The following is a 23,439-nucleotide window of genomic DNA, read 5'->3' on the forward strand; positions in this document are numbered from 1 at the left end:
CGCACAGCGTCTCCGGCAGCAACGTCCACCGGGAACGGCCGCGCCAGCGGCGTGCTGTAGGTCTTGAAGGAACCATCGGTCCAGTTGCGCTGGTCCTCGGTTTCGAAGACATCGCCGGTGAACGACAGGCGGAAGGTGGTGCCGTCGTCGGCCCATTCAAGGGCTCCGATGTCCATAAACGGCTGGTGGGGGCTGATGTCGCTTGGGAACTGCGCAGGCGTGCGGCCGCCGTCGGGATGTGACACGGTGACGTGCCTACCGGCGTCAGCTGGCGGGTGCAACACCACCAGGCCGATCCTGTTGCTGCGGAACGCGTGAAGGGCTGTGCCCTCGAACGCTATCTCCACGGCGGCAGGGCTGAACTCAGCCGTCAGTTGGCCGTCATACTCCACGCCGTGGCCGGCAAAGCGGACGGTCCAACCTGCCTGCAAGCGCTCGTTATCCTGCGTGACCTCAAGCGTGCGGACCGTCGGCTGCGGCGTGCGCCAGTCCTGGTCCCGGACCACTGCCTTAACAGCCCGCAGGACGGGCCGCCCAAGGTAGCTGATGTTGGCCAATTCGTCGCCGACAAGCTCGGCAGACCATGGTCCCGCGGACAGTGCCCGGCGGGCGGGTGCCAGGCGTGACGGTGCGCGGTGGGAGGGCGCGGGGCGGGACACTCCGGGTTCGTCATACTGAAAGGGCTGGAAAGTCACGTCGCTACTCTCTGCCGGCCAGGGGCTGCTATGCCCCGGGTAAGCGGCTTGTCTAGTGCAAACTCAAAGATGGCCTGTGAGTCAGGACACCTCCGATTATGGAATCACAGACGGGGGATGGGAGGGATGTCAACGGCCGGTGGAAGGAGCGCAACCCCCGGCCGTTGAATAGCCGTCAAGCCACAGCGCGCATGCGTACGGCAATGTACTGCCGGCCGGGTAGTTCGATGCGGAAGCGGCCTTCGAATGTGCTGGGAAGTGTCTCAACGGTCATGTTCCAGGTGTCGATGACGTCAATCTGGAACTCTATCCCCGGGGGCATGACAAATCGCCGGTAGGTGGGCTGGTTAAAGCCGAAATAGATCAGTTCATATTCGTTCTTGATTCCGGCGCTGGGAGCATCCCAGTGGCCAGGCAGCGGCTCGAGGTGGCCTTCGGGGGCTTCCTCCATGATGCGTCGCAGGAATCCGATGCGGTCGGGGCTGGTGCCACGCAGCTTCCCACCCTTGGCCCACCAGAGAACATCATCCGGATGGACATAGGTTTCGCCGTGTCCGACGTAACCGCCCCGGACCGCGCCTTCCCAGAACCGCCGGGTCATTTCCTCGCCGGTGATGTTTCCCCAGCCCTGGTCGATGTTCCCCTCGTAGGCGCATTCGTCGATGACGACAGGCTTCTGCCATTGCTGCCGCCATTGACTGGTCATTTCGGCGGTCTTGTAGATGTCGAGCCGTTGGATGCTGCAGTGCGTGACCCAAGGACGTGAGTGGTCATACATCTCGCGGCAGTTGTGGATGGAGAGCAGGTGGTGGGTCGGGTCGTTCTCCTGAACGATTGCGGCGAAGCGTTCCCAATCCTCGATGGTCTTTTCGAACATGAGGTCGAACTCGTTGGCTAGGGACCACCAGATATTGCGGTGTGAGGCTAGGCGCGCGGTGACGTATTTGACGTACAGATCATCGGCTGCAGGGTTCATTTTGGAGAAGCCCCACCGGTCATAGGCGTGGAAGAGGATCAGGTCCGCTTCGATGCCGAGCTCGTCGAGCTGGCTGATCCGCTTCTCCAGGTGGCTGTAGTAGGCGGGGTTGGGCCGGGTGTAGTCGAAACCGTCCTGAAGGTTCCCCTCGTAGGGGTAGATTTCAGGCTCGTTTTCGTTGAACAGGTAGGACTTAGGGAAGACGCACATGCGCATTTTGTTGAAGGGCCCGGTCTTCAGGGACTGGAGGGTCTGTTCTTCGAGGGCCTCGCCCTGGTGGGTCCAGACATAGGATGTCGTGCCGATCGGGAGGTAGGGTGTTCCGTCCTCGTAGGCGAAGTGGAAGGTGTCGGCCACCTGGACTACTCCGCGGGAATCCGGCGACGCCGCTGCCGCGGTGAAGCTTCCCGTGATGGCGTCCAGGGACGTGGCGTTGCTGCGGGTGGTGAAGGACCACTCCCCCTCAGCCGGGACGAGCAGGCGGATCCGGTAGGTGCCGTCGCCGTCGTAGAAACCGGGAACTGTCAGAGTGTCACCGTTGATGGTGAAGTCAGCGGACAGTTCAACGTCCGTGAACGGGTTTCCGTGCGAGGGGCCCTGCAGCGCGATCTCGTACTGCTGCCATTTGGTGCTCTCGGCGGGGAAATCGGTCCGGGCGCTGCCTCGCTCGACCGATTCCGGCTCATAGCCGGCTGCCGGTGCGTTGTGCCGGACTGACCGGTCAGGTGCGGGTGACGGCTGCAGGGCCTCGATTTTCGCGAGGATCTTGGCCTTCTTTGCCGGGTCGTTGCGCAGGGATTCCTCGGTGCCGAGGATCAGGCCCAGCTGGTAGTGGTACAGCGTGTGGAGCAGCGGGTTGGCCGCGAGTTCAGGAACGTCGTGCTCCAGGATCTCGTGTCCGACGGGGTCGCGCATGACCTCGAAGAGCGGAGTGGTTGCGGTGTAGGTCGCCATGATGGCCTTTCTGCGTTGAAAGTTTCGTAACCGAAGGGGGCGGGGTCAGCCCTTGACAGCGCCGCTGAACATGCCCTCGACGAAGTAGCGCTGGAAGAGCAGGTACACGATGAGGACCGGGAGGATCGACATGACCGTGAAGGCATTCAGCGGACCGTAGGAGCTGGTGAACTGGGACTGGAAGCCTTGGATGGCCAGAGGAATGGTCTGGGCGGCCTGGTCCTGCAGGATCACAAGGGCGATGGCGTATTCATTCCATGTGGCCACGAAGTCAAGGATGAACAGTGCAGCCAGGGCAGGCTTGGACAGGGGAAGGATAATCTGCCAGAACAGCCGCCAGTTCCCGCCGCCGTCCACTCGGACGCTTTCGTCGATTTCCTTCGGGATGGCGCTGAAGAACCCGTGCAAGATGAAGATCTGAATGGGCAGGCCGAAACCGATGTACGGGAGGATCACGCCGATCGGGCTGTTGAGCAGACCCATGTCCAGGATCGTCTTGAACAGCGGTCCCAGGGCTACCTGGATCGGAACCATGGATCCAAGGGCGAACGCCCCCAGCAGCAGCTTGCTGTGCTTGAAACGGATACGGGACAGGCCGAAGGCAGCGGCGGCCGAGAACAGCAGGCCTAGTGGCACCTTGATCGCGGCAATGAGAAGGCTGTTGCCGCCGGCAGTGAGGAGGTTGCCGGTTTCCAGCGCCTCGGCGTAGTTCTCCCATTCAGCAGCGAGCGGAAGGGCGAAGGACGAGGTGCTGAAGATCGCGGCTTCTGACTTCAGCGATGTAAACATCACGAAGATCAAGGGCATGGCCCAGATGACCATGGTGACGGCCAGTGCCAGCCAGAGCCCGATCCTTACATAGTCGACGTTGCGGCGTGGACGGGACGTTCCGTCGGCGTGCTTGGCGCGCCCGAGAGTCAGGGTGCTCATCAGTCTTCGTTTCCTTTGGTGGACCAGATCAGGTAGGGGATGACAAGGACAAGGGTGACGGCGAGCAGCACCGTGGCTATCGCGTTGCCCATGCCGAAGTCGTGCTGCAGGAAGGACTGGGAGTAGGACCACAGAGCCAGGACCTGCGAGGACTGCGCGGGACCGCCGCCGGTCATGCCGACCACGAGGTCAAAGACCTTGATGGAGTGGACGATGGTCAGCACCATGACCACCACGACCGTGGGGCGGAGGGCGGGAAAGGTCACGTGCCGGAAGACCTTCCAGCTGGTTGCTCCGTCCAGACGGGCCGCTTCAACAAGTTCCTTGGACACACTTTGCAGGCCGGCAAGGAAGAGGACCATGTTCAGGCCGGCGATCTGCCAGACGAAAGCGGCGAAGATAGCGTAGATGGCCAATTTGGGGTCGCTGAGGAAGGTCACACCCGAGCCATCGCCGAGGTGCCAGGCTTTGGCAAGCTCTGAAAACACCCCGTAGTTGGGGTTGTACATCCAGCGCCACATGTTCGCGATGGCGATCGGGGCCAGGACGCCGGGGATGTAGAAGACAGAGCGGAAGAGATTCCGTCCAAAGATCGGACGGTTCAGGGCCAGGGCCATCGCCAGACCCAGGGTGGTCGGAATTACCAGGGAGAGCAGCACCCAGATGATGGTGTTCTGCATGGCTGTCCAGAACACCGGGTCCTGTGTGAAGAGACGGACGTAGTTCTGGAAGCCGACAAACACCTGCGGGTCGGCGTTGAAGCCCGACCACTCGTACAGGCTCAAGCGCACGGCGCTGACCATCGGCCCGATGACGAAGACAACGTATGCGGCCAGGGCAGGAGCGAGGAACGGCAGTGCCGCGATGAAACCACCTTTGGTAAGGCGTTTCAGGAGAGGCTTTTTCGGAATTTTCCGGGGCGCAGGCACCTGCGTCTGGAGGGGCGCGGCTGTGAGCTTGGACAAGAGAGGTCGCCTTTGATCTTTTATCGGTTACGGGGCTAAAGGGGTGGGACTGCGCTGGACGCCCAGTCCCACCCTTCAGCAGAGGAGCTATTTGCTCGAATCCAGGAACTTCTGGAACTCAGCCCCGGCCTTGGCCGGGTCCAGGCTGCCGGTGGCGACCAGGTTCTGGATGCGCCAGTATTCAGTGGTCTGGGACTGGGTGAGGTTCTGGTCGTTGTTCATGTACAGGCCCTTTGCATCGGCGAAGATGCCTTCCCAGGACTTGGTGAGTTCGTCCGTGCCTGTGGGTTTGACTTCCTTGTTCACTGACTGGGTCGAGAACTTGCCCAGCGTTTCTTTCTGAACCGGAGTGGACATCATGAAGTCCAGGAACTTGGCCGCAGCATCAGCGTGCTTGCTGTCCTTGGTGATGTACATGGCCTGCTCGAAGCCGTACATGCGGCCGGTGCCGGTCGGCAGGGGGAACACGCCATAGTCCTCGGCCTTGGTGGCCTTGTCTTTGATCTGGGCGTTGAACCAGTCTCCTTCGAGGGCCATGGCGGCCTTGCCGTTGAAGAACAGCGACGAGGCTTCGTCATTGTTGATGCCGATGAATCCGGAGTTGAAGTAGTCCTTTGACCACTTCTGAAGGTTCGTGAAGGACTTCGTCACGCACTCTTCTTGGCCCCAATTTGCCTGCCTGGTGACCAGCTTGTCGAACGTGTCAGAACCGCAGTAGCCCTCGAGGAAAGTGTCGAGCAGGCGCATGACGTGCCAGTTGACGGTACCGCCGAACTCGATCGGCGTGATTCCGGCGTCCTTGAGCTTCGCGGCTGCATCGTTCAGTTCGTCCATGGTCTTCGGCACCTCAGTGATGCCGGCCTGTTCGAACAAAGCCTTGTTGTAGTACATCGCTTCACCGTTGAGCTTCCACGGAACCCCGTGGTAGCCGCCATACTGCGTAACGGGTCCGAGGGCTGCCTCCGTGAACCGTTCGGGCCACTTGTACTCGGTGTACTGGGCACTCAGGTCAGCACTGGCGCCGTTCTTCACCAACTCGCCGCCAAGACCCGGGCCCGCCCAGAAGTCATAAATGTCGGGGGCCGCGGCGGTACCGATAGAGGTCCGCAGCGCATCCTTGTGCGCATCGACTGCCCGGTTGGTCTTCTTGATCGTGATGTCAGGGTTGGCTGCCTGGAAATCCGTGATGACCTTCTCCTGCGCCGCCGCCGCTGACGGGGAGCTCGGGTTGATCACCCACCAGTCCAGCTGAGTTTTCCCAGAAGCATCGGATCCTGCACCGGCAGAGCAACCGGCCAGCACGGCAATGGCCGTAAGAGCAACAGCGCCTTTGGCAAGCAAACGCATCGTCGCGTCCTTTCGTAGGTTTATGTGAGGGTGCCTTCGTCAATTCGGCCGCCCCTTCGGAAAAGCGCGGATGTGATCTGGCCCATAAACGAGTATGTAGGTTTACGATAACTCAAGTCAACCGGTTGACCAATTAATCTTTGATTTACGTACGGGGACAGCGCCCGGCATTGGCCCGACGACTACTGGCCGGAGGCCAAGCAGAATCGCCTCCGCGGGTGGAAGCAAGAACCGTAGGTTATCGTAAACTTAGTCTGAACAAGGGCCTATCCAATGGGCTTCGTCACCCAACCTCGCAGCAGCAACCGGCAGCACAAGCTGGGCCGCGTGGCAGACCGTGCATGGAGAGGTGGGAATTTGGCAAAGGCAAGGACGGCGACGCGGCCAAGCATGGCGGACGTGGGGAGGCTGGCAAACGTCTCGACCCAGACGGTGTCCCGGTATTTCACCGGTGTTGGTTATGTGCGGACCGAGACGCGGGACCGGATCGCCGCTGCCATCGAAGAACTTGGGTACGTACCAAATCAATCCGCCCGCACTCTCCGCACGAGCAGGACGAACTCCGTTGGCGTCTTAACCATGGGCGCTTTCAGCTACGGCAGCGCCGGCGTGCTCACCGGGCTGGGAGTTGCAGCCCGCGAGGCCGACGTCACCCTCACCATTGCCGCCCTTGATCTCGACTTCGAAGCGAAGAACTGGGAAAACGAGGCGCGGCGCGCACTAACTCACTTCAAGTCCGTACAGGTCGACGGAATAGTCTTGTCGACACCGCTGCCGGACGTCGACAAACTCCTAGCAGATTGGGACCAGTCGACACCCCTGATCACAGTCTCCGAACTTCCATGGACGGACGAAGGCTCCGCAGGCACACACTCCCACGCCGCCGGCTGGGAAGCGACCCAGCACCTCATTGGACTCGGGCACCGGGACATCCTGCACATCGCCGGCCCCGCGACCCGCAACGAAGCACGGGAGCGTGAGCGCGGTTACCGCGATGCCATGCTCGGCGCCAGACTTAGTCCACACGTGCTCAACGTTGCAGACGACTGGTCCTCGATTTCCGGGTATCGCGCCGGGGTACTGGCGGATCCGGCCACATTCACGGCTGTCTTCGCAGCCAACGACGAGATTGCCCTGGGCTTCATGAGTGCCCTGGAAAGGCGCGGGGCCCGAGCACCTCACGACTTTTCAATCGTTGGCGTTGACGACATGCCTACAGCAGCCTACTTCTCACCTCCGCTAACCACCATGCGACTCGACTTCCGGGCGCTGGGCATCGCGACTTTCAAAATGCTCCACCATCAGATCCTCACAGGAGAACGCGCCCAGCATTACGTCGTCGAGCCCGAGCTTGTGATTCGCGATTCGACCTCAGCCACCCAGCGGCCCTAGGCCCCGGCTCACCCGCAACTTTCTACGTGCAGCCCGGTCCGTCCAAATCGACGGATGCTACTGCGATGCGTCGAAGCCAGCGAGCAGTCGCCTGGAAGCCGTCTGCATGTGTGAACGCATAGTCAGTGTGACGGCGTCGGGGTCCCGCGCTTCAAGGGCCGCAAAGATCTGCGAGTGTTCCCTCAGGGCCGCCGCCGCATGCCCCTCGTCGGTCAGCGCACGGTCCACCCAGATCCGCAGCAGGGACCGGATGCTCTGCAGCAGCTCCTGCAGAACCTGATTGCCCGAACTCTCGGCAATTTCGCGGTGAAACAAAGCGTCCGCCTCGACGAACGCGGCAAGGTCATCGAGCGTGTGGGCCATGGTTTCCAAGTTGCCGCGCATGCGGTCCAGCGCTTCGTCGGTAATCCGGTCGGCAGCCAGCTGCGCCGCCTGGACCTCCAGGCCGCTTCGCAGCTCCACCAGCTCTCGGGTCCGGGGCGCCCCAAGCATCAGGCCCCAGCTCAGCGTGCGGGGCAGGAGTTCGGAAATGCCGTCCCGGAGGTAGGTCCCTGAACCTGGGCGGACAATCACGATGCCCAGGATTTCCAGGGCTGCCAACGCCTCGCGCACGGCAGACCTGCCGACGCCGAGGGACGCCGCGAGCTGGCGCTCCGCAGGAAGCCGGGTTCCGACGGCGATATCCCCGCTTGTGAAATAGGCCAGAAGGCGCTCGGCAACCTCCGACACAACGGAACCCTGCCCTACGGAGCCGAGGGCGGCACTGATCTTGGCCGCCGAGGCAGCGGAATTTAGGGTCACGGTCCAAGCCTAACAACCGGCTGACCAATTCGGCGGAACGGACCCGCGCGAAAAAGCACACGTCAACCGGTTGACCAATTTACATTCCGGCTCTATGGTTTAAATCACACGCTTTAGCCGGAGCCGGCCCCACCGGCACGGGCAGTGAGACAGACCCGGCGCATCCAGTGCAGGAAGCCGCCCGGGACATTACCTTCTAGGAGTCAACGTGGACACCACACAATCGGTGGTCGAAAAATCTGCAATCAGGAAAGTGGCGATCCGGCTTGTTCCCTTCGTCGCCCTGATGTTCTTCATCAATTACCTGGACCGCACGGCAATTTCCTTTGCCGGTCCGAACGGCATGAACACGGACCTGGCCCTCTCGGCCGCCCAGTTTGGCTTCGCCTCCGGCGTCTTCTTCATCGGCTACATCCTGCTCGAGATTCCCAGCAACCTGGCACTGCACAAGTTCGGAGCGCGCCGCTGGCTCGCCCGCATCATGGTCAGCTGGGGCATCGTCTCCCTCCTGTTCACCTGGGTGGGCAACGTGGAGCAGCTCTACATCCTGCGCTTCATCCTGGGCGTAGCAGAGGCCGGGTTCTTCCCCGGCGCCATCCTCTTCCTGAGCCTCTGGGTTCCGTCCCGCCACCGCAGCAAGATCCTCGCCCTCTTCTACTTGGCCCAGCCGCTGACCACCGTGATCGGTGCCCCGCTGGCTGGCCTCCTCATCCAGCAGCATGGCCTCTTCGGGCTTGAAGGCTGGCGCGTAATGTTCTTCGGCGTCGCCATTCCGGCCATCATCGTCGGCATCATTGCCTGGTTCTACCTCGCTGACTCCCCCGCCAAGGCCAAGTGGCTGACCGCCGAGGAAAAGACCTGGCTGACCGGCGCCCTGGAGACGGAAAAGAAGGCGACCACCGCCAGCAACAAGCACGTCAGTGTCCGCACCGTCTTCGGCAACGGCCGGGTCTGGATGCTGTCCGCCATCTACTTCGGCTTCATCTACGGCCTGTATGCCCTCGGGTTCTTCCTGCCCACCATCATCGCCGGCTTCGAAGGCCTCTACGGCGCCAAGTTCGATGTTCTTCAGAAGGGCCTCATCACCGCCATTCCCTACCTGCCGGCGGCGTTCGCCCTGTACTTCTGGTCCAAGGACGCCACAAAGCGCGGCGTCAAGACCTGGCACATCGCCCTCCCGGCCCTTATCGGCGGCCTGAGCATCCCGCTGGCACTGTTCGCCGGCTCGCCGGCCGCAACGATCGCCGTCATCACCATCACGGCCATGTCGATCTTCGCGGCCCTGCCCAACTTCTGGACCGTACCCACCCAGTTCCTCACCGGCGCGGCAGCCGCTGCCGGCATCGCCCTGATCAACACCGTGGGCAACCTCGCCGGATTCAGCGCCGGGTACATCACCGGCTGGCTCAAGGACCTGACCGGCAGCTACACGGTACCGATGTTCGTCGTCGGCGGCTTTATGCTCCTGTCCTCCATCCTCATGGTGGCGCTGAGCCGCTCCGGCAAGGTCAGCGATGGAGTCCCGGCGGAAGCCCTTGACCCTGCAGGGGCCGGACACCACGCCGAGCCGTAACAGGCCCGGGGGCGTCCCCCTTACCCGGGGACGCCCCCGCACCAACCCACCCCCCACCCCGAATCACGACTTCCCGCAGCTAGGCCCAGGAGCTCCCCATGACACGCCTTTTCAATGAACCAGCAGCCTTCGCTGACGAGATGATCGAAGGCTTTGTTGCCTCCCACGGCCGCTGGGTGAAGCGTGTTTCGGGCGGCGTGGTACGCAACACCAAGAGCACCCCGGACACGGTGGCCCTGGTGATCGGCGGCGGCTCCGGCCACTACCCGGCGTTCGCCGGCCTGGTGGGACAGGGCCTGGCGCACGGCGCAGCGATGGGCAACCTCTTCGCCTCCCCCTCGGCGCAGCAGGTCTACAACGTGGCCAAAGCATCCAACAACGGCGCCGGCGTGCTGCTGGGCTACGGCAACTACGCCGGCGATGTCCTGCACTTCAACCAGGCACAGGACCGCCTCCGCAAGGAAGGCATCGACTGCCGCAGCATCGCCGTCACCGACGACGTCTCTTCCGCCCCGCTGGCCGAACGCGCCAAACGCCGCGGCATCGCCGGGGACCTGACCGTCTTCAAGGTCGCCGCCGCCGCAGCGGAAGCCGGCTACTCCATGGACGACGTCGTCGCCATCGCCGAGCGCGCCAACGACCGCACCCGCTCCTTCGGCGTTGCCTTCACCGGCTGCACCCTGCCGGGCGCGGACCACCCGCTGTTCTCCGTCCCCGAGGGCCGGATGGCCGTGGGCATGGGCATCCACGGCGAACCCGGCATCGGCGAGACGGCCATCCCGACGGCGGATGAGCTCGCCGAGCTCCTGGTCGCCAAGCTCCTCACCGAAATCCCCGACGGCCTCGAGGCCGCCGGCGCTTCTGCCCGACCGCGCGTGGTGCCGATCCTCAACGGCCTGGGCAGCGTCAAGTACGAGGAACTCTTCGTGGTTTACCGCCGCGTCGCCCAGCTCCTGGCCGAGGCCGGCCTGGAAGCGGTGGACCCGCAGGTGGGCGAACTCGTGACCAGCTTCGACATGGCCGGCACGTCCCTCACCCTGTTCTGGCTCGACGACGCACTCGAGTCCCTCTGGAACGCCCCGGCGGACGCTCCGGCCTTCCGCCGCGGCGCCGTCACTGCGGCGGCACTGGACGCGTCCGACGGCGGCGAAGTGGCCGACGTCGAACTCTCCATCCCGGACTCGACGGCGGAGTCCCGCGCCGGTGCCGTCCGCATCCTCGCCGCGCTCGGCGCCGCCAAGGCCGTGGTGGAAGCGAATGCTGACGAACTGGGCCGGATCGACGCGATCGCCGGCGACGGTGATCACGGCATCGGCATGGAACGCGGCGTCCGCGCCGCCGTCGAAGCCGCAACGGACGCCGTCGCCCGCGGCGCCGGCGCGGCCACCACGCTGCACTTCGCCGCAGACGCCTGGTCCGACAAGGCAGGCGGCACGTCCGGCGCGCTCTGGGGCATGGCCCTGCGGGCCGTCGGTGACGCGGTCGGGGACGCCAACGCCCCCGACGCCGGAGCTGTCGCCGCCGGAGTCGCGGGTGCCGCGGCCGCGATCATGGACTTCGGCAAGGCCAAACCCGGGGACAAAACCCTGGTGGACGTCCTGGTCCCGTTCCGCGACGCCTTGGCAGCCGGAGTGCACGCCGGGCACTCCCTGACCGACGCGTGGGGCGCCGCCGCCACCGTCGCGCAGCAGGCCGCCGACGATACCGCCGCGCTGCTGCCCCTCATGGGCCGCGCCCGCCCGCACGCCGAGAAAAGCCTCGGAACCCCCGACGCCGGAGCGGTCTCCATGGCCCTGATCGTCCGGGCCATCCACAACACCTTCGGCGAGAAATCACCCGCCGGGAACACCCCCAGCACCAACTACACCCTCAGCAGCAACTCAGTCAAGGAGAACGCATGAGCGCCAAACTGCGCCTGGTCATCGGAGCCGACGACGCCGGATTCGACTACAAGGAAGCCCTCAAGGCTGACCTGGAGGCCTCCGACCTGGTCGAATCCGTGACCGACGTCGGGGTGGATGCCACCAGCCACACCCCCTACCCGTCCGTGGCCATCGCCGCCGCCGAACTTATCGCCGCCGGCAAGGCCGACCGTGCCCTGCTGGTCTGCGGCACCGGGCTCGGCGTAGCCATCGCCGCGAACAAGGTCCCCGGCATCCGCGCCGTCACCGCGCACGACAGCTACTCGGTTGAACGCTCCATCCTCTCCAACAACGTCCAGGTCCTCACCTTCGGCCAGCGCGTCGTCGGACTGGAACTCGCCCGCCGGCTCGCCAAGGAATGGCTCACCTACACCTTCGACGAAACCTCCGCCTCGGCAGAGAAAGTCACACTGATTAAGGACTATGAGGGTGTCACTTCCTGCTAAGAAACCGAAGGCCATCATCGGCGTCAGCCTGAAGATGTACTTCGGCTACCAGCGCTCGGTGGACTACTGCCGCGACGTGGCCGCGATCGCGTTCGCGCACCCGGCCATCCAGAGCCGCGACATTGAGCTGTTTGTGTTGCCCACCCTCCCGGTCCTTCCCGAAGCTGCCCGCATCCTGGGCACTGCAGGAGCCGCCGCGGGCGCCCAGGACATCTTCTGGGAAGACGAAGGCGCGTTCACCGGTGAAGTGGGCGGCAAAACCGTGGCCGAACTCGGCGGACGCTACGCCGAAGTGGGCCACGCCGAACGCCGCCGGATCTTCGGCGAAGATGACACCGTCATCGGGCTGAAGACGGCCGCCGCCTACCGCAACGGCCTCACGCCCATCCTGTGCGTCGGGGAACTTCACGCCGGTTCGCCGGAAGAGGCTATTGCGCAGTGCACCGCCGAGATCGATGCCGCCCTGAACCGCGCCGGGTCGCTGGGGCCCGTAGGCCGAACCATTGTGGCCTACGAGCCGCAGTGGGCCATCGGTGCCCCGGAACCCGCAAGCCCGGACTACATCAGCGCGGTCATCACCGGGCTGGACGCGCACCTGCGCGCCCTGCCCGGCCAGGCGGACAGCCGCGTGATCTACGGCGGCAGCGCCGGACCCGGCCTGATCACCAAGCTGGACTCCGCCGTCGCGGGCCTGTTCCTGGGCCGCTTCGCCCATGACCCGAAGGCACTAAAGACCATCCTGGACGAGACGGCCGCACGGCTGGCAGCAGCGGAGGTGGCGGTATGAGCCGCACCGGCCCGGGCTCACGGATCGGCCTGAGCAGCTACGCCTTCTTCTGGCAGCTCTCGGACAAGGTGACCGAACCGCTCAGCCTCCACCAGGCGCTGGAGCGGACCGCGGAACTCGGCGTGGACCTCTTCCAGGTCTGCGACTATGCCCCGTTGGAAGCGATGACGGACTCCGAACTGGATGCCGTCCGGGCCACAGCTGACCGGCTGGGCATGACCCTGGAGCTCGGCACCAAGGGCATCCGCCCGGAGCACCTAAGGAAATTCCTGCACATCGCCGGCATCCTGGGCTCGCCCCTGCTGCGGACCATGTTCAACGTCCCGGGCCACACCCCGACGGCGGAGGAAGCCGTGGCGATCTTCAAGGAGGTCCTGCCGGAGTTCGAAGCCGCGGGCGTCAAGATCGCGGTGGAAACCTACGAGCAGGTGCCCACCTCCCGGATCCTGGACGTGATCCGCGGAGTGGACAGCCCGTACCTCGGCATCTGCAGCGACCCGGCCAACACGGTCGCTGCGCTGGAGATGCCGCGCGAGGTGATTGACGCCGTCGCGCCTTACGTCCTGAACATGCACGTCAAGGACTTCGCGTTCAGCCGCAAGGACGGCTGGGTCGGGTTCACCTATGCCGGCGCACCGCTCGGCGAAGGCCTGCTCGACTACGAGTACATGGTCAGCAAATTCCAGCCGCACCAAAGAAGTATCAACCAGATCGTCGAACACTGGCTGCCGTGGCAGGACTCCGAGGCGGAGACCATCCGCCTAGAAAACCAGTGGACCCAACACAGCATCGAATTCCTAAGGAGCAAGTGAAATGTCAGCAGAAAAATTGACCGTCGCCGTCGTCGGAGCCGGTGGAAAAATGGGAATGCGCGTTTCCCGGAACCTCCAGAAGAGCGCCCACACCGTCTTCTACACCGAGAACTCCCCCGCCGGCCAGGAACGCGTCCAGGCCGAGGGCCGCGACATCACCTCCACTGAGGACGCCGTCAAGAACGCGGACGTGGTTATCCTCGCCGTCCCGGACACCGTCCTGGGCGTTGTGTCCGAGGGCGTTGTCCCCCAGATGAAGGCAGGCGCGATCCTGCTCACCCTGGACCCCGCCGCCGCCTACGCCGGCCTGCTGGCCAAGCGCGACGACGTCGTCCAGGCAGTTGCGCACCCGTGCCACCCGTCTGTGTTCCTGGAGCGCACCACCAAGGAAGAATGGGCCGACACCTTCGGCGGCGAGGGCGCCCCGCAGAACGTGGTTGCCGCGATTGACGAGGACGCCCCGGCAGCGACCCGCGATTCGGCCGAGGCAGTCATCCGCACCATCTACGCCCCCGTCATCGACGTCCACTGGGTCACCGTGAAGCAGCTCGCCATCCTCGAACCCACCCTGGTGGAAACCGTGGCCTGCATGATCGGCACCCTGCTCAACGAGGCGCTGCACGAGACCGTGCACACTGCCGGCGTTCCCGAGGAAGCGGCCAAGGCCATGCTGTTCGGCCACGTGCAGATCGCCCTGACCAACGCCCTCCGTGGCTCCAACCCGTTCTCCGAGGCGTGCGAAATCGCCATCCAGTACGGCAAGGACACCATCATCAAGGACGACTGGAAGAAGATCTTCGACGACTCCGAGCTGGACGGCGTCATCGCCAAAATGCTCAAGCTGGACGCTGTCAAGCGCTAAGCCTCAAGTGATAGCCCGGTGCGCGGCAGTTGCCGCGCACCGGGCTATTTGAGTTTCCTGCTGAGACTCCAGGTTGGAGTCGTCAACCCGTTGACAGAAAGTGATCGATAACTAATGATTGTGTTATCGATCACTTTAGTCAGGGTTGAGCAGCAAGAGCTCCATTCTGCAGCTTCATCTTCTGATGAACCCCGGTCGACACCGATTTCCTCCATACATCACGGACGTTCCTGTGCCACGCCGCAGTGGGCCCAACGCCCCAGTTAGGAAGCAATGAAACCGTCACTCCGCCCGGGCACCAGAGATGCCGTCTGCCGGGTTTCTCGACCGAAAGCTGCGCCATGAACGCCCTTTCCGAGCTCAGTAAGCTCAAGGGCAAGGGCCTGGGCGCTGAAGCCCGGGACACCAAGGCCGCCATGGTCTTCCTCGGCCCGTGGCTGGTAGGCCTTGTGGCAATCACGCTCGGCCCAATGCTGATCTCGCTGTACCTGTCCTTCACCGACTACAACCTCCTCCAGGAACCGAACCTCATAGGCTTCGAGAACTTCACGCGGATGCTGGAGGATTCACGCCTGCAGAACTCGCTGAAGGTCACCTTCATCTACGTTCTGGTGGGCGTTCCGCTCCAGCTGGCCGTGGCCCTGCTCATCGCATTAGTCCTGGACCGGGGCATCCGTGGCCTCCCGTTCTACCGGTCCGTGTTCTACCTGCCGTCCCTGCTCGGCGGCTCCGTCGCCGTCGCCATTTTGTGGAAGCAGATATTCGGCACCACCGGCCTGGTGAACCAGTTCCTGGCACTCGTCGGGATCGAAGGCCCGGGCTGGATCTCGGACCCCAGTACTGCCCTGAGTACCATCATCCTGCTGCACATCTGGACCTTCGGCAGCCCCATGATCATCTTCCTGGCCGGTCTCAGACAGATCCCCCACATGTACTACGAGGCGGCGCAGGTGGACGGCGCCTCCAAGGCGGCCCAGTTCTCCCGGATCACGTTGCCCCTGCTGAGCCCCATCATCTTTTTCAACTTGGTACTGCAGATCGTGGGCGCCTTCCAGTCCTTCACGCAGGCCTTCATTGTCTCCGGCGGCACCGGTGGCCCCTCGGATTCAACGATGTTCTTCACGCTGTACCTGTACCAGAAGGGCTTCGGCCAGTTCGACATGGGCTACGCCTCGGCCATGGCCTGGGTGCTCCTGCTCATCATCGGCGCCTTCACCGCCATCAACTTCTATGCCTCAAAGTTCTGGGTGTTCTATGACGACTGAAATCCGGCCCCGGCCCACCGCAACCACCAACCGCCGCACGCCAGGCACCAATGCCGGGCCGAACAAAACCTCCCGCCATCGGCCCAAGTCTCCAACCGAGATCCGCCTCCGGGCCCTGGCCAAGCATCTGGTCCTGATCGTCTCCGCCCTGGCCATGATCTACCCGCTGCTCTGGATGATCGCCTCTTCGTTGCGGCCCAACGATCTGATCTTCCGGGAACCCGGACTGCTGCTCTCGACGTTTGAAGCCAGCAACTACAGCGAGGGCTGGAATGCCCTGGCCAGCCCGTTTTCCACCTACCTGCTGAACTCAGCGGTGCTGGTAGTGGGCTGCATCATCGGGAACCTGGTCTCCTGCTCCATGGCCGCCTACGCCTTCGCCCGACTGAACTTCAAGGGTAAGAAGTGGCTGTTCGGGGCAATGCTTCTTTCGATCATGCTCCCCTTCCACGTGGTGATCGTTCCGCAGTACATCCTGTTCTCCCAGATCGGCTGGGTGAACACCTTCTGGCCCATCATCGTCCCGAAGCTCCTGGCCACCGATGCATTCTTCGTCTTCCTGATGGTCCAGTTCATCCGCGGCATCCCGAAGGACCTCGATGAAGCCGCACGGATCGACGGCGCCGGCCACGCCCGCATCTTCCTCCAGGTGATCCTGCCCCTGATGGTGCCGGCGCTGGCCACCACCACCATCTTCACCTTCATCTGGACGTGGAACGACTTCTTCAGCCAGCTGATCTACCTCACGGACCCAAAGATGTTCACCGTGCCGGTGGCGCTTAGAGCGTTCATCGACGCCACCGCGTCCACGTCCTGGGGTTCGTTGTTCGCGATGTCCATCGTGTCCCTGCTCCCCGTGTTTATCGCTTTCCTCCTTGGCCAAAAGTTCCTGGTCAAGGGCATCGCCACCACCGGCATCAAGTAGCCCCGAACAACAGCAGGCGCCGACGACGACGCCGCCCACGAAAGGACTCCCATGAACTACAGCCCAACCCGCCGGAGCTACCTGAAGCTCTCAGCCGCCGTCGCGGCATCCGTCCTGGCCCTGTCAGGGTGTGCCGCTGCCGGCACGCCCGCCGCGGACGAGACCGGACCCGTCACCCTCAGGTTCACCTGGTGGGGCGGCGATGCCCGACAGAAGGCAACCCAGCAGGTCATCGACGCTTTCCACGCGGAAAACCCCAACATCACAGTGGTGGGCGAATACAGCGACTGGAACGGCTACTGGGACAAGCTCGCCACGCAGGTGGCCGCGAACGACGCACCCGACATCATCCAGATGGACGAGAAGTACGTCCGCGAATATGGCGACCGCGGCGCGCTGCTGGACATCAAGAAACTCAGCGGTCTGGACACGTCCGGCATCGAACGGGACACCCTCAAGAGCGGCGAGGTGGACGGCAAGCTCGTGGGCCTGGTCACAGGCGTGGCCACGTTCTGCATCGCTGCCAACCCCAGCGTCCTCGCCAAGGCCGGGGTGGCCATGCCCGATGACACCACCTGGTCGTGGGAGGACTACAGGAAGCTCGGCGAACAGATCAGCGGCAGCGGCACAGGCGCCACCGGCGTCGGCGTCCAGTACGGCGACCAGGACCTCTATATCTGGGCCCGGCAGAACGGCGACCGGCTCTACGACGACGCCGGCAAGGTGGTCATCAAGCCCGAAACCCTCGTCTCCTTCTGGAAGCACACGCTGGAGCTGTCCACGTTCGGTGCCGGGCCCAAGCCCTCGGCAATCATTGAAAACGCCTCGGCATCGCTGAACCAGACAGCCCTCGCCAAGAACGAAATGGGCCTTGCCGGCGTGTTCAGCACGCAACTGACGGCATTCTCGGGTGCCGCCGGCCAGGAGCTTAAGCTGCTGCGCCTTCCAGGCGAATCAAGTGCTGAGGAACGCGGCGCCTACTACAAGCCGTCCATGTTCTGGTCCGTTTCGTCCCGATCCAAGCACCAAAAGGCCGCGGAGAAGTTTCTGAACTACCTGACCAACAGCCAGACGGCCGGCGACATCATGCTGACCGAACGCGGCATCCCCGCAAACACCAAGATCCGTGAGGCCATCGGGCCCAGGCTGAACGCCACGGACAAGGCCGCCATCGACTTCACCGACGCCATCGCCGACGAGGTCCGGCCCGCCCCGCCCATCACACCCGCCGGCGGAAGCACCATCCTGGACATCCTCAGCCGCTACACCTCGGACATCCTCTTCGAGCGGACCACGCCCGAAAAGGCCGCGCAGCCCTTCATTGACGAACTCTCCTCCTCACTCCGGAAGTAGCCATGACTGACAAAAACAATCACGACGCCGGCACGCCACTACGCGTCGCCTTCATCGGCACCGGCGGCATCGCCAACGCCCACGCCGAAGCCCTGCAACAACAGCCTGGTGTGGAACTGGCCGCCGCCATCGACATCGACCCGTCCCGTGCGGAGTCCTTCGCCGCGAAGTGGGGCGTCACCCGCACAGCGGCGAACCTCCAAGAGGCGGTCGACGGCGGCGGGCTGGATGTCGTAGCCATCTGCACCCCACCATCGAGCCACTTTCCGCTGGCACTGGAGGCGCTCTCGCTCGGCCTGCACGCCGTCATCGAAAAACCCCCGGCACTGTCCTTGAGCCAGATGCGCCAGCTCGAAGCAGCCGAGGCAGAATCCGAGGGATCCCTGAGCTGCATCTTCCAGCACCGGTTCGGGTCCGGCGCCCAGCGGCTGCTCGCCCTGCAGCGTTCCGGCGCCCTCGGCCGGCAGCTCGTGGGAACCTGCAACACCCTGTGGTTCCGCGACCAGCCCTACTTCGATGTGCCGTGGCGCGGATTATGGGACGTGGAAGGCGGCGGGCCCACCATGGGCCACGGCATCCACCAGTTCGACCTGCTCCTGCACCTGTGGGGCCCGTGGTCCGAGGTGACGGCCTTCGCCGGCAAGCTCGCCCGGAAGACCGACACCGAAGATGCCTCCGCCGCGGTGGTCCGCTTCGAGTCCGGCGCGATCGCCACCGTCATCAACTCCGTGATCTCGCCGCGCGAAACCTCCTACCTCCGGCTGGACTACGAAAACGCGACGGTCGAACTCGACCATCTCTACGGCTACGGCGACCACAACTGGACGGTGACCCCGGCACCCGGCCATGACGCCGTCGTCGGCCTCTGGACCCAGGGTGAGGACCACGCAAGCGGTCACGCGGCGCAGTACGCGGCCATTATCAGCAGCCTGCACAGTGGCGTCGCCGCGCCGGTGTCCATCACCGATGCCTACGCCACCATGGAGCTCGCCGCCGCGATCTACGCGTCCAGCGTCAGTGCACGCACCATCACGCGCGGCCAGATCGACGAATCCAGCCCGTTCTTCAGCCGCATGGACGGCCACCTTGAACCGTGGAAGCAAGAGGAAGCACTCAACGCATGAGCACATCAACAGCACTCACTTGGCGCGATGACAACCAGTCCCTGACCGTCTCGCTCGGGGAGCTGGACATCGCCACGTACACGTACGACGCCACGGACGAGCAGCGCGAATCACCGCGGCCGTTCTTCCATCCGCTGCGCTCCACCGCCGGGGAAACCGTCAGCGTCTACCGGCCCTGGGACCACGTGTGGCACAAGGGCATCGCATGGTCACTTCCCCACTTCGGCGACGACAACTTCTGGGGCGGCCCCAGCTATCGCCGCGGGGAAGACTACAAGTGGCTGCCCAATAACGGCTGCATGCGGCACGACCGCGTCATCGACACAGGGCTCGACGGCGCCGCCTTCCGTTTCACGCACGCGCTCAGCTGGTGGACGCAGGACGGGAACAAGGTTGTGGACGAGGTCCGCAGCATCAGGATCAGCCCTGGCGCTGACGGCAGCTCCTGGACGCTGGTCTTCGAAACCGAAATGACCAACGTCTCCGGCAGCGACATCCAGATCGGCTCCCCCACTACCGAAGGCCGGGAGAATGCAGGCTACGGCGGCCTGTTCTGGCGCGGGCCGCGCGAATTCGCCGGCGGCCGGATTGCCGGCCCCGGCGGAACAACCGGCGAGGCGCTGCGCGGCACCCGCGGTCCGTGGCTCGCCTTTGTGGGCCAGCACGATGACAGCTGCCGCTTCTCCACTGTGCTGATCGCCGATGACACCGCCAACGACCAGCACCCGCCGGAGTGGTTTGCCCGGTCCGAGCCTTTTGCCTGCTTCGGCCCGGCCCCGTTCTTCAGCGAGGAAATCACCTTCGCCAGCGGAGCCACCATGGTCAACCGGTACGCCGTGGTGATCGCCGATGGCGACTCCGACGGCGAGCGGCTCGACATCCTCGCGGCGGCCGCTGCCGCGTCGCTGCAGCAACAAAAGGTGGCGTCGGACGGATGACGGCAACCCGGCAGACGGCACCCTTCCCCGGCGCGGTGGCCCTCACCCGGCTCGGCGTCTACGACTGGGAGGCAGCCGACGGCGTGTGCGGCGGATCGCCCCACATGCACACAGCCTCGACCGAGGCCTACCTGGTGCTGGCGGGAACGGGACGCGTGGAAACGGTCACGTCCTCCGGCTACGAGTCCCACGACTTGGCCCTCAACGACCTCCTGTGGTTCAGTCCGGGAACGATCCATCGGATCGTTAACACCGGCAACCTGGACATCCTGGCCATCATGCAGAACGGGGGGCTGCCGGAAGCCGGCGACGCGGTCCTCACGTTCGAGGCGGACGTTGTTGCGGACCCCGGAAGGTATGCGCGGGCTGCCGCGCTCGACGGCGGGTCCGACCCGGCGTCGGAACCGCCGTCTCACGCTGCCCGCACCAGACGGGACGCGGCGCTGGCCGGTTACCAGCACCTGAAGAACGCGGCGCTGGCGGGGAACTTCGACGCCGTCGAGCAGTTCCACCGCGACGCCGTCCGGCTGGTCCAGTCCCGGGTCCCGGGGTGGCAGGAACTCTGGACCGAGCGGATCGCCCCCGAGGCGGCACGGACGGAGAAATGGCTGGCGGACCTGGCCAAGGGTCGGTTCAACCACTTCAAGGACGCGGCCGTGTCCAGGACGGCGCCGGTCAACCCGGACCTGGTTTTCGGCATGTGCGGGATGCTGCAGAAATGGGACTCCGGCGGACCCGCCTGAGTCACGGAGGCGGGTGCGTCCGCGGCAAAGCGGGAGGGATTAGGCTGGACCCGGATCCCTCCCGCGACACCCGCAGGACGAAAATCTGAAGGGACGTCCCATGGTGCAAGCAGCTGCAGGACCGGGCCGGTCAAAGGCACCCACTATCTATGACGTGGCGGACCTGGCCGGTGTATCCCATCAGACTGTGTCCCGTTATCTGCGTGACAAGTCGAAACTGAAGCCGGCGACGGTGGAGCGCGTTGAAGTGGCGTTGTCGCAGCTGAACTACACACCGAATCTCGCAGCGCGGTCGCTGCGATCGCGTGAGCTCTACCGAGTCGTGGTGGTGGTTCCCGAGGCCTCCCTGTACTTTCCGGCGCGCATGCTCACCGGCGCTTCCAGTGCGGCCCATTCTGCGGGCTACCGCGTTGACGTAATCGCCATGGAGGGAACCGCCGAGGCCCGCGCACAACAGCTGTGCAACCTGCTGTCCGGAGAGGACATCGCCGGGATCCTGTCTTTTGTGCCCCGACCCAAGTCTGCTGTCGCTGTCGATAGCGAATCATCGGTCCCGTTGGTGGTGGCCGGCGAGTACGACAACAAAATGCGCGCCCGCGGCAGCCTGGCGGACGGCACGGCCGCAGCAAAAATCGTCCAATACCTGGCCTCGCTGGGGCACCGGAATTTCTTCCACGTTGCCGGACCCGCCGCCTGGCCGTCCGCCCGCAACCGCAAGGCAGCCTACGAGGAAGCCATTGCGGAACTGGGATTGACGTCCGTGGGCATCGCGGCCGGCGACTGGTCCCCGGCGTCCGGCTACGCTGCCGGCAAGAAGATTGCCGGCCTGAAGGACGTAACCGCCGTTGTGGCGGGGAACGACCAGATGGCCATTGGCGTCATCCGTGCCTTGCACGAGCGTGGCATACCGGTACCGGGGGAAGTCAGCGTGTTCGGCTGGGACGACATGTCCGAATCCTCGTTCCTGATTCCGTCCCTTTCAACTGTGCACATGGACCTTGAAACGCTCGGCGCCCGGAGCATGAAGGAACTCATCGCACGGATTCGCGGCGTTAACACATCGACCGAAACCCTGGTGCTGGACCCCATGGAGTTGGTCATGCGGGAGTCGACGGGACCAGTGAGGGCCTCGGGCGGACAGGCTTAGCCTGCTGCTCCCCTAGTCCTCCAGAACACCGTTGCGGAGACGGTTGACCACTTCGGTCAGCATGGCGAGTCCGGCCACGATGTCGTCGTCCGTGGTGTATTCGTGTTCGTTGTGGGAGATTCCGTCCACGCTCGGGACGAACAGCATGACGGTGGGGACCAGGTCCTTCATGTTGATTGAATCGTGCCCGGCGAGGGTCATGACCTGCTTGCTGGACAGGCCCAGGTCCGCGGCAACCTTCGCTGCGAGCTCCACGCCTTCGGTCTGGTACGGGGTGACCGGCCACGAGTGTGAGTGGTTCCGCTCCACACTGATGTTGGCGGCGCGTTCAATGAACTGGCAGAGCTGTTTTTGGCGCGGGTGCATGAGATCCCCGAGTACGCCGGTAGCACTGTGGGCATGGCGGAACTGCGGGTTACGGCGCGCGAAACGTTCCACCGCCTGGTGGACGGGCTGCGCGACAAGGAACTGCAGCGGTCCGGACGCAACGGCGATCACGACTCGCTGATGCGGTTCTCGTTGGAGCTGGGCGCAAAAAGGGCGCGCGCCGGAATCTCCCCCGAAGCCCTCACCTCCGCTGTCCGGCTTGACTTCAGCATTCTGTGGGAGGACCTGCTGCAGATCTCCGAGCCCCAGGACGCGGCGCTGCTCACGTCCCGGGTGGACCGGGTGTGGCGGGTGGTGGACGAATTCGACGCACACACGCACTCAAGCTATTCGGCCGAGCGGGTCCGCATGGCCCAGGAGGAATCCAGTATCCGGCGCGAATTCATCGCCCGGCTGTTCAGCAAGTCCGAACTCTCGGCGGACACCATCAGCCAGGCGTCCGCCGCCCTGGTCGCCGACCCCGACGCCCTGTACTCGATTGTGGCCGCCAGCGCGGAGGCAGCCACCAAGCTCCGCGCCTTTGCCCAGGGGCCCCAGTCCTCGCAGCGGCTTTTTGGCCACGAGTTCGGCGGCAGCACGTATGTCTTCGGGCAATTGGGTAAGGCCCCGGCCGGCGGGCGGCATCCCGCGGGGCCGTTTATCCCGGCCGGCATCGCCGGGATCCCCTGCGGCTGAATCGACCTTGCCGTTCCCGCCCAGGTGGCCAGGCTGGTAGTGGCGTGGGCCTGACGTCTGCGAGCGTCACCAGTGGCGGCGCCCGCCCAAGCCACACCCCCTTGACCGTGGGGCGCAACGGTGCCGTAATGAAGTTGAGTGGAGGAGGACGATCGTGGACGTCTTGGAATCCGTGTCCAAGGGAATGCGCGTTGTGGATGCGTCGGGCGATGATATCGGTGCGGTTGAGCGCATCGTTCCGCCCAACACTAAGGCAGAAGTGTTCGAAGAAGCCGCCACGGCTTCCCAACAGGATTTGATCAACCTCGGGCTGAGTGCTGTCTTCGGCAGGGAACCGAAAGTACCCGAGCTGATGGCCCGGCGGTTGTTCCATTCGGGCTACATCAAAATCGATGCCCGCGGATTCTGGGCAAGCGACTC

At 64.3% G+C, this 23,439-nt stretch carries 21 protein-coding genes and 3 pseudogenes; 17 read left to right on the plus strand and 7 right to left on the minus strand.

The window, feature by feature from the left end; translation table 11 throughout:
• The 5 genes and pseudogenes from V6M49_RS14655 to V6M49_RS14675 all read right to left on the minus strand — a co-directional run.
• A pseudogene (locus tag V6M49_RS14655) lies at window positions 1–695 on the minus strand (hypothetical protein); the annotation flags it as partial.
• A gap of 175 nt (window positions 696–870) precedes the next feature.
• Complete coding sequence (locus V6M49_RS14660; RefSeq protein WP_332761660.1) at window positions 871–2,625, minus strand: DUF5605 domain-containing protein; 1,755 nt, start codon at window positions 2,623–2,625, stop codon at window positions 871–873.
• Between the two features lie 45 nt (window positions 2,626–2,670).
• Entirely contained in the window at window positions 2,671–3,555 is an 885-nt protein-coding gene (locus V6M49_RS14665) for a carbohydrate ABC transporter permease (protein WP_141140521.1), read from the minus strand.
• The gene (locus tag V6M49_RS14670; protein ID WP_246848512.1) at window positions 3,555–4,520 is read right to left on the minus strand and encodes a carbohydrate ABC transporter permease; all 966 of its coding nucleotides are present in this window, start codon (window positions 4,518–4,520) and stop codon (window positions 3,555–3,557) included. Before V6M49_RS14670 ends, V6M49_RS14665 begins: the two co-directional genes overlap by 1 nt.
• An 87-nt stretch (window positions 4,521–4,607) precedes the next feature.
• Window positions 4,608–5,867: an ABC transporter substrate-binding protein gene (locus tag V6M49_RS14675; protein WP_141140520.1), complete on the minus strand. Its 1,260-nt coding sequence runs from the start codon at window positions 5,865–5,867 to the stop codon at window positions 4,608–4,610.
• Between the two features lie 390 nt (window positions 5,868–6,257).
• On the opposite strand from V6M49_RS14675, the pseudogene V6M49_RS19945 reads away from it, so the two are divergent.
• Together V6M49_RS19945 and V6M49_RS14680 are read left to right on the plus strand one after the other, a co-directional pair.
• A pseudogene (locus V6M49_RS19945) lies at window positions 6,258–6,380 on the plus strand (LacI family DNA-binding transcriptional regulator); the annotation flags it as partial.
• 66 nt (window positions 6,381–6,446) lie between these two features.
• Window positions 6,447–7,259, plus strand: coding sequence for a substrate-binding domain-containing protein (locus V6M49_RS14680; RefSeq protein ID WP_332761664.1), 813 nt, complete (start codon window positions 6,447–6,449; stop codon window positions 7,257–7,259).
• 57 nt (window positions 7,260–7,316) lie between these two features.
• Here the strand turns inward: V6M49_RS14680 and V6M49_RS14685 are convergent, their stop codons facing one another.
• Window positions 7,317–8,060, minus strand: coding sequence for a FadR/GntR family transcriptional regulator (locus V6M49_RS14685; protein WP_332761666.1), 744 nt, complete (start codon window positions 8,058–8,060; stop codon window positions 7,317–7,319).
• A gap of 208 nt (window positions 8,061–8,268) precedes the next feature.
• Here V6M49_RS14685 and V6M49_RS14690 point away from each other — a divergent pair, with 208 nt between their 5' ends.
• The 13 genes from V6M49_RS14690 to V6M49_RS14750 all read left to right on the plus strand — a co-directional run bounded on the left by V6M49_RS14690 (window position 8,269) and on the right by V6M49_RS14750 (window position 21,957).
• Complete coding sequence (locus V6M49_RS14690; protein ID WP_332761667.1) at window positions 8,269–9,633, plus strand: MFS transporter; 1,365 nt, start codon at window positions 8,269–8,271, stop codon at window positions 9,631–9,633.
• Window positions 9,634–9,731: 98 nt separating this feature from the next.
• Window positions 9,732–11,534, plus strand: coding sequence for a dihydroxyacetone kinase family protein (locus tag V6M49_RS14695; RefSeq protein WP_332761669.1), 1,803 nt, complete (start codon window positions 9,732–9,734; stop codon window positions 11,532–11,534).
• Window positions 11,531–12,001 (plus strand): ribose-5-phosphate isomerase, encoded by a 471-nt coding sequence (locus V6M49_RS14700; protein WP_332761670.1) that lies wholly within the window; start codon window positions 11,531–11,533, stop codon window positions 11,999–12,001. Before V6M49_RS14695 ends, V6M49_RS14700 begins: the two co-directional genes overlap by 4 nt.
• On the plus strand, window positions 11,985–12,788 hold the full coding sequence (locus V6M49_RS14705) for a triose-phosphate isomerase family protein (protein ID WP_332761672.1): 804 nt from the start codon (window positions 11,985–11,987) through the stop codon (window positions 12,786–12,788). The genes V6M49_RS14700 and V6M49_RS14705 overlap by 17 nt, the downstream gene beginning before the upstream one ends.
• On the plus strand, window positions 12,785–13,600 hold the full coding sequence (locus tag V6M49_RS14710; protein ID WP_332761674.1) for a sugar phosphate isomerase/epimerase family protein: 816 nt from the start codon (window positions 12,785–12,787) through the stop codon (window positions 13,598–13,600). The genes V6M49_RS14705 and V6M49_RS14710 overlap by 4 nt, the downstream gene beginning before the upstream one ends.
• Window position 13,601: 1 nt before the next feature.
• Complete coding sequence (locus V6M49_RS14715) at window positions 13,602–14,462, plus strand: phosphogluconate dehydrogenase C-terminal domain-containing protein (protein WP_141140512.1); 861 nt, start codon at window positions 13,602–13,604, stop codon at window positions 14,460–14,462.
• A 341-nt stretch (window positions 14,463–14,803) separates the two neighbouring features.
• Window positions 14,804–15,727: a carbohydrate ABC transporter permease gene (locus V6M49_RS14720; protein ID WP_332761676.1), complete on the plus strand. Its 924-nt coding sequence runs from the start codon at window positions 14,804–14,806 to the stop codon at window positions 15,725–15,727.
• The gene (locus V6M49_RS14725; RefSeq protein WP_332761678.1) at window positions 15,717–16,652 is read left to right on the plus strand and encodes a carbohydrate ABC transporter permease; all 936 of its coding nucleotides are present in this window, start codon (window positions 15,717–15,719) and stop codon (window positions 16,650–16,652) included. Before V6M49_RS14720 ends, V6M49_RS14725 begins: the two co-directional genes overlap by 11 nt.
• Before the next feature lie 51 nt (window positions 16,653–16,703).
• Window positions 16,704–18,005 (plus strand): ABC transporter substrate-binding protein, encoded by a 1,302-nt coding sequence (locus tag V6M49_RS14730; RefSeq protein WP_332761680.1) that lies wholly within the window; start codon window positions 16,704–16,706, stop codon window positions 18,003–18,005.
• 2 nt (window positions 18,006–18,007) lie between these two features.
• Window positions 18,008–19,129: a Gfo/Idh/MocA family protein gene (locus V6M49_RS14735; protein WP_332761681.1), complete on the plus strand. Its 1,122-nt coding sequence runs from the start codon at window positions 18,008–18,010 to the stop codon at window positions 19,127–19,129.
• Complete coding sequence (locus tag V6M49_RS14740; protein WP_332761683.1) at window positions 19,126–20,067, plus strand: PmoA family protein; 942 nt, start codon at window positions 19,126–19,128, stop codon at window positions 20,065–20,067. The genes V6M49_RS14735 and V6M49_RS14740 overlap by 4 nt, the downstream gene beginning before the upstream one ends.
• Window positions 20,064–20,810, plus strand: coding sequence for a cupin domain-containing protein (locus tag V6M49_RS14745; RefSeq protein WP_332761685.1), 747 nt, complete (start codon window positions 20,064–20,066; stop codon window positions 20,808–20,810). Before V6M49_RS14740 ends, V6M49_RS14745 begins: the two co-directional genes overlap by 4 nt.
• Before the next feature lie 100 nt (window positions 20,811–20,910).
• On the plus strand, window positions 20,911–21,957 hold the full coding sequence (locus V6M49_RS14750) for a LacI family DNA-binding transcriptional regulator (RefSeq protein WP_332761687.1): 1,047 nt from the start codon (window positions 20,911–20,913) through the stop codon (window positions 21,955–21,957).
• Between the two features lie 12 nt (window positions 21,958–21,969).
• Here the strand turns inward: V6M49_RS14750 and V6M49_RS14755 are convergent, their stop codons facing one another.
• Window positions 21,970–22,455: a M20/M25/M40 family metallo-hydrolase gene (locus V6M49_RS14755; protein WP_442959736.1), complete on the minus strand. Its 486-nt coding sequence runs from the start codon at window positions 22,453–22,455 to the stop codon at window positions 21,970–21,972.
• Between V6M49_RS14755 and V6M49_RS19950 the strand changes: the two are divergent.
• Window positions 22,348–23,019: pseudogene (locus V6M49_RS19950) on the plus strand (PucR family transcriptional regulator); the annotation flags it as partial. The gene V6M49_RS14755 and the pseudogene V6M49_RS19950 overlap by 108 nt on opposite strands.
• Before the next feature lie 154 nt (window positions 23,020–23,173).
• A partial coding sequence (locus tag V6M49_RS14765; RefSeq protein ID WP_332761692.1) for a hypothetical protein occupies window positions 23,174–23,439 on the plus strand: 266 nt, incomplete at its 3' end.

This window comes from Pseudarthrobacter sp., assembly GCF_036675385.1.
Classification (GTDB): domain Bacteria; phylum Actinomycetota; class Actinomycetes; order Actinomycetales; family Micrococcaceae; genus Arthrobacter.

What these genes read in the sequence shown, in the direction of transcription:
- V6M49_RS14660 (WP_332761660.1), bottom strand. Translation starts at nt 2,625, where the DNA reads ATGGCGACCTACACCGCAACCACTCCGCTCTTCGAGGTCATGCGCGAC.
- V6M49_RS14665 (WP_141140521.1), bottom strand. Translation starts at nt 3,555, where the DNA reads ATGAGCACCCTGACTCTCGGGCGCGCCAAGCACGCCGACGGAACGTCC.
- V6M49_RS14675 (WP_141140520.1), bottom strand. Translation starts at nt 5,867, where the DNA reads ATGCGTTTGCTTGCCAAAGGCGCTGTTGCTCTTACGGCCATTGCCGTG.
- V6M49_RS14680 (WP_332761664.1), top strand. Translation starts at nt 6,447, where the DNA reads ATGGGCGCTTTCAGCTACGGCAGCGCCGGCGTGCTCACCGGGCTGGGA.
- V6M49_RS14695 (WP_332761669.1), top strand. Translation starts at nt 9,732, where the DNA reads ATGACACGCCTTTTCAATGAACCAGCAGCCTTCGCTGACGAGATGATC.
- V6M49_RS14700 (WP_332761670.1), top strand. Translation starts at nt 11,531, where the DNA reads ATGAGCGCCAAACTGCGCCTGGTCATCGGAGCCGACGACGCCGGATTC.
- V6M49_RS14710 (WP_332761674.1), top strand. Translation starts at nt 12,785, where the DNA reads ATGAGCCGCACCGGCCCGGGCTCACGGATCGGCCTGAGCAGCTACGCC.
- V6M49_RS14715 (WP_141140512.1), top strand. Translation starts at nt 13,602, where the DNA reads ATGTCAGCAGAAAAATTGACCGTCGCCGTCGTCGGAGCCGGTGGAAAA.
- V6M49_RS14720 (WP_332761676.1), top strand. Translation starts at nt 14,804, where the DNA reads ATGAACGCCCTTTCCGAGCTCAGTAAGCTCAAGGGCAAGGGCCTGGGC.
- V6M49_RS14725 (WP_332761678.1), top strand. Translation starts at nt 15,717, where the DNA reads ATGACGACTGAAATCCGGCCCCGGCCCACCGCAACCACCAACCGCCGC.
- V6M49_RS14730 (WP_332761680.1), top strand. Translation starts at nt 16,704, where the DNA reads ATGAACTACAGCCCAACCCGCCGGAGCTACCTGAAGCTCTCAGCCGCC.
- V6M49_RS14735 (WP_332761681.1), top strand. Translation starts at nt 18,008, where the DNA reads ATGACTGACAAAAACAATCACGACGCCGGCACGCCACTACGCGTCGCC.
- V6M49_RS14740 (WP_332761683.1), top strand. Translation starts at nt 19,126, where the DNA reads ATGAGCACATCAACAGCACTCACTTGGCGCGATGACAACCAGTCCCTG.
- V6M49_RS14745 (WP_332761685.1), top strand. Translation starts at nt 20,064, where the DNA reads ATGACGGCAACCCGGCAGACGGCACCCTTCCCCGGCGCGGTGGCCCTC.
- V6M49_RS14750 (WP_332761687.1), top strand. Translation starts at nt 20,911, where the DNA reads ATGGTGCAAGCAGCTGCAGGACCGGGCCGGTCAAAGGCACCCACTATC.